Genomic DNA, 5,396 nt, shown 5'->3' on the forward strand with positions numbered 1-5,396 from the left:
AGATGAAAATGTAGTGACACAAAATGCCGCTAAGCCTCTATTGCCTTGATTTTAAATAACTTTATTTTTACAAGTGTCAAAGATGGAATGAGTAAGCGACTTAACGCCATATGCGAATAGATAGCAAATAGGATGCGGGAGCGTTAGCAGAAAAACGTGTCTTCAACTTTAGCCCATGTGTAATTTATGAACAAACAATTCTTAGAAGTCTACTTTTATACCAGCATAAAAAGTTCGACCGCGGTTTAAGAGCCCTGGTGGTGGCTCTGTAAAGCGACTGTTGCTATTAAATCGACTATCAAGAATGTTTTCTACTATAGTAAAAAGCTTGAATGAGTAGGGTAGCTCAACCTGAAGATGGCAATTGAGTAAAGTTACATTGGATTGATCGTAGACCAAGAAACTCGGGCTTTCAATATTAGTGGCGATAAACCCACCTATCTTTGAAGCACCACGTATAATAGCGTTAAGGTTAACCAGCAACATTTTCCAAGAATAAGACAAAGCAACCGCACCATAATCGTATGGTACAATCAGCGATGTCTTTTCTTTTTCGCGAGGCATAAGATGGGTATAAGAGGCAAGTAGGTTAAAACCATATATATCTCTGGTACGCAGCTCAAACTCGAGACCCTGCATAATCGATTCACCACTATTGCGATACGGTAGTATATTTTGTGGTGGTTGTATGATATTGTCGATCTTAGTATGGAAAAAGGTCATTGTACCTTGAGCATAATCTAAAAACTTTTGTGCATAGCCAATTTCGTAAGTAGTTAACTCTTCGGGTTTGAGTTCATTACTCGCATTTACCGTTGTCCGTTGTGGTTGCTCATATTGCTCAACAAAACTGGGGGCCCTAAAAGCTTTTCCCACCATAACCTTTAAATGCGAGTTAAGCGGTGTTAGATATACCAATGCCGCACGGGGATTAAATGATTTACCAAAATCACTGTACCAGTCATAACGACCACCAGCAGTAAACTGTATTTGCGAGAAAAGATCAATCTTGGCTTGCAGGTATCCAGCCATGTTCGTGCGATTTTCTTTTGCACGCCCCCATTGGTAAACATCACCCTGATACTGCCATGAGAAATCGTGAGAAGAAACATCTGCATTGCGCGTTGCAGCAGTGTAATTATATAGGCCCCCAGTTATAAACGAACCCTTAAGTGAGTCAGTAGATATAAATTGCCAACGCAAGTAGGTACTGCCTTCAACACTGAACCCCTTAAAATTTTTACCGAGAATATAAGTTTCATCTAGCGTCACACCGCTCGATGTACCAGAGATAGCTCCTGCTGGTAACTTGGTCCCCACCGAGAATGAATTATCATAGGCAAAAGAAGTAGCTACATTAAGATCGATATCTTGGTTGACTTCATAGCTATAAGCAAGATGCGCTGCTGAATGTTGCAACTCGGTTCGATCAGAGTACCAAGAATATGGAGTGCAACAAGACATACCTGAAAATCTACGCCCTGTGTGCGAAAGATTGAGAGTTAGCCCTTCGTACTTTAGCGATAAGGAGCTATCGAGTTCTTGTACAGGATCGCGGGCCATCGCCTTGTTGCCCATGATGTCAGTGACTTTGTGAAAGATATAGCCATCGTCGCAGTAGTGCTTGGCAAAGGCGGCTACTTTTAAAGCACCAAGTTTTTTGGCAAGGTTGATAACAACATAACGATTGTTGAGATCACCACTGGCTACCATGGCATTGTTATGCTTGCGATTGGTCTTTATATCAATAACTCCTAAAAAGGCATTAGCACCATATAGAGCAGAACCTGGTCCACGAATGATCTCAACCTGCTCAACATTTTCGATAGCGATGGGATTAATAGCGCCCCCAGTAAACATGTCGTTAAGCCGTTGTCCATCAACCAATACTAAAATATAATCATGTTCAATTGTATTACGACCCCTTACCGATATGCGAAACACCCCATTACCATTGTCAGTCGTACCCTGAAACCCAGGAACAAAGTTAAGCAATCGCTCTATAGTACGAACACCAAGACGCTTAATGTCTTTGCTAGTAAAAACTGTGACCGATGAAGGTGCTTCACTAACGCTTTCTTGCTCTTTAGAAGCAGAGGTTATACTAATATCAAGCAATTGTTCTAAGGTCATGTCATCAAATGATTTGTTTGCTTTAGTGGCGGATGAATCCGTAGGCTCTTCTTCTGCCACCGTATCTGGCTCTTTTGTATCTAAAGCCAAAGGCTCTATTTGTATATCAGAATTCTGAGCAAAAACTGGGCTTGAATTAATTATAAATATGAACATTGCAGCGATAATTAATTTATCTACTGGTAATTGTGATGACATAAAAAATCTCCGCTCTACTAGAGTGCTCAATATAGCAAGTAGATCTCGAATTATTTTTAAAAACCTACTACCGAAACTTAACACACTCAATTACAACTACTAATTGATATGATATTTAAATACATAATTAAAGAGCTAAATAATGACGAAAACCTTTTTAGCTAGCTCTACTGTCAGTTTAGTTAGATATTGGTGAATGAGGTTTGTTGCGCTATTGGCCATCACATAATGTTGCCAATGCCATTCTTTAGCGAAGAGGAGGCAAAATAAAGGTTTAATGGTCTTAGAAACACGTATGGTCTTTTTTTGCTTATAGCTGGACAATAAAATTTATCGCTATTTGGCTAATTATTACGGCCAGTTAGGCTTAATAATAGGATCTGCAGTACGCAGGTCATCTGCGTCGACAACCTCGAAGATACTGTTACCTTGCTCATCTTTTTGCCATTGTCCTATCTGACCAGCATAGGTTTGGTTCATGCCACCCACGAAGTATATCCCTCCCATGGCCGTATCAATCGGGTTATCAACCGTGGCGCCAGCAATGAAATCACGCATCTTTTTTTGATCTAAGCCGACCTCTTCAATTGCCTTCTGTATGATTTGCACGGTGGCATAGGCTGGTAGTGCACCCCAATACGCAGGGCGAGCATTATATTTAGCGATATAGGCGTCTTCAAAGGCCTTGGCTGCCGTTGAGCTTTTTGAGTTCCAGGCGCCAGCGCCCATAATCCCTTGGATTCCGTCAGGACCACCAAAATTATCTGGATTGAGCATTTGTGCTGGGCTGGCAATTAAAACGGTCGCAAAGAATACTTTAAAAGCATTAATTTGTTGTTGTTGTGCTTGCTGAATCATGGCTGTGGTATGAGAAGGATACGAGAAAGCAACAAAAGCATCGACTCCTTCTGATATAAAATCGCTAAAATATGATGTGAAATCGGTGGTGGCAGGTGCAAAGGGTTTAACGACGTAGTCAATACCTTCGGCCACTAGGGCAGGCTCAAGTGCAGCTAGGTACTCTATGCCGTGAATTTCTTCCATTTTAGCAATTCCCACCTTGGTAACTCCTAGCGCTTCCTCTTTTAAAATTTTCGCTAAGGCCGGCATTTGCGTGTCGGCGAATTGAAGCATCGAAAAGAAATAGGGCATATCGCTAATTATCTCTTTGAGTTTGGCGGCACCACCTGAGGGCGCAATCAAAAGATAGCCATGATTGTTGGCTATTTGTGAGTTATAATATACTGCCTCTGTGCCAATGGGTGGCAAGAGCAAATCTACCTCATCTTCAACAATCGCTTTTTCTGTTTGTATGCCTGAATTTTCCACATTGCTTTCATCATCGTAGACTATGATTTCAATAGGTAGTTTTTTGTCATACTTTTCTACATAGATACCACCATCGGCGTTCACGTCGTCTCTCCACATATTATATACAGTAGAATAGTTCGCTGAAGTACCAGCAAATGGTCCTGTTACCGATGTTACATGGCCAAATATGATTTTGTCTTTTTTGTCATCGTCTTTACATGCTGTTACAAGAGAAATTGTAGCTGCTAAAACAACAACACAAATTTGTCTGATCATGACGGTCTCTTTTCGAATCAATTTGAGTTAACTACCATTCCTTTGCAGCACAAAATGAAATCCCTTCTTATTGTTCAGCTACGCCTGTACAGCTTCACGTTCAAGAAGACCTAAAATTCGAATTTCAATCTTAATACAAGAAACCCTCCCCAAAACCAAAAGACACGTATTACCCTTCACGCTTACTGAAATATTAATTATATTCAACTTCACTTTCAAGTCAAATATATTTTGGCCCGTGGTAATATGCAGCGCATTAGTCTGGCTTACTTATACGCACTAATTCTAAAGCACGCTGGTAAACACGGGTTTGACGATAGTTCATTTGGTCTTTGCCTCCTTTAGCCCACACTGTCTTGCAATTCTCTGTCTTGCAATTATCGCTTGAGTCCCTTAGTTCTCGTAGTAGTCATCACTATAAATTACCTTTAGTTCAAGCTTTGGCGAAAATATTCGAGATCGATATTCGTCGCTTCTCACGCTGAGTTAACTTCGTCTGGCACCGAATTTTTAGTGATATCTAAGTCGTCTCGCCAAATCGACGCTTCGATGCTGCCGTCGCTACTCTGAACCACCACGGCTACTACAATGATTGTCACTTTCGAGGCTCAATAACGTGGCCCTACAACTCGCTGTCTACGCTTCGCCATGAGAGTTACCCCTGCACCACGCAAGACTCGCTTTTGGCTGGTGGCTAACCTTTACCAAGCATGGTTGGTACCTGCTGGATCTTTACAAAAGGTTTCTACGACTTGGTTACATCGCTTCCTCCTTTTCTAGGCTTGGCCTAGCGCACTCAGACACTGGCACTTTATACTGACACTTTTTAGTCTATGGGAATATTGCCGACTCTAAACCACCACGATATTCAAATTGCAATAATAATCGGTTATTAACAATGGTTATATTGCAAATATGGTTGAGTTGCATCTACTATTATTAGATCACCATCATAAACGAACGGTAATTTTATATTAGTAAAAACAAATTAAAACGAACAAACCGTTTCTTGATACGTTATAATCCATAATTAATCTTATGTTTGAGGAGTAATATAATAGGTGTAATTATATTAATAATAATCGTTATAATGTTGTACTTTCTCCAACAGCAATTATCATTTTTAGGGTTTAACAGAAAAGACCCCGCTAGAAATCGAGACACTCCCTTGCCCTTGTATCATTTCAAGGTTTTCACATGAAAAAGTGAACTCGCTTTCTGATGTAAAAACCGCGGCACAATTATTAGCTACATTGTAAGAGTTGTACGTAGCTTCTTCACTAGCTGCCACCATAATCTTTCCTGTAACTCCATCAATTAACTCATATGTACCTGGGCCATTATATGCGCCATCTTTTATTGATACTGAAACTTGTGGATAATCTGTAGTTAGGTGACTTGCACAAATAAACCAAGTAGCCCCCATACCTTTTTCAATTAACGTAAATCTTCCATATTCACCCGTCACATCTCCTGAA

Annotated in this window: 3 protein-coding genes; all 3 read right to left on the bottom strand. The window is 40.4% G+C overall.

Going from position 1 to position 5,396, the window contains the following annotated elements; all coding sequences use genetic code 11:
* Window positions 1-201: 201 nt before the first annotated feature.
* Complete coding sequence (locus JW841_16070) at window positions 202-2,331, bottom strand: TonB-dependent receptor (protein MBN1962451.1); 2,130 nt, start codon at window positions 2,329-2,331, stop codon at window positions 202-204.
* A gap of 351 nt (window positions 2,332-2,682) precedes the next feature.
* Window positions 2,683-3,918, bottom strand: a complete 1,236-nt coding sequence (locus JW841_16075; GenBank protein ID MBN1962452.1) for an ABC transporter substrate-binding protein — start codon at window positions 3,916-3,918, stop codon at window positions 2,683-2,685.
* Window positions 3,919-5,041: 1,123 nt separating this feature from the next.
* On the bottom strand, window positions 5,042-5,396 hold a 355-nt coding region (locus JW841_16080; protein ID MBN1962453.1), incomplete at its 5' end, for a hypothetical protein.

Source organism: Deltaproteobacteria bacterium (genome assembly GCA_016931625.1).
Classification (GTDB): domain Bacteria; phylum Myxococcota; class XYA12-FULL-58-9; order XYA12-FULL-58-9; family JAFGEK01; genus JAFGEK01.

Bases quoted from the DNA above. Each gene is read 5' to 3' on its own strand.
- JW841_16070 (MBN1962451.1), bottom strand. From the start codon at position 2,331: ATGTCATCACAATTACCAGTAGATAAATTAATTATCGCTGCAATGTTC.
- JW841_16075 (MBN1962452.1), bottom strand. From the start codon at position 3,918: ATGATCAGACAAATTTGTGTTGTTGTTTTAGCAGCTACAATTTCTCTT.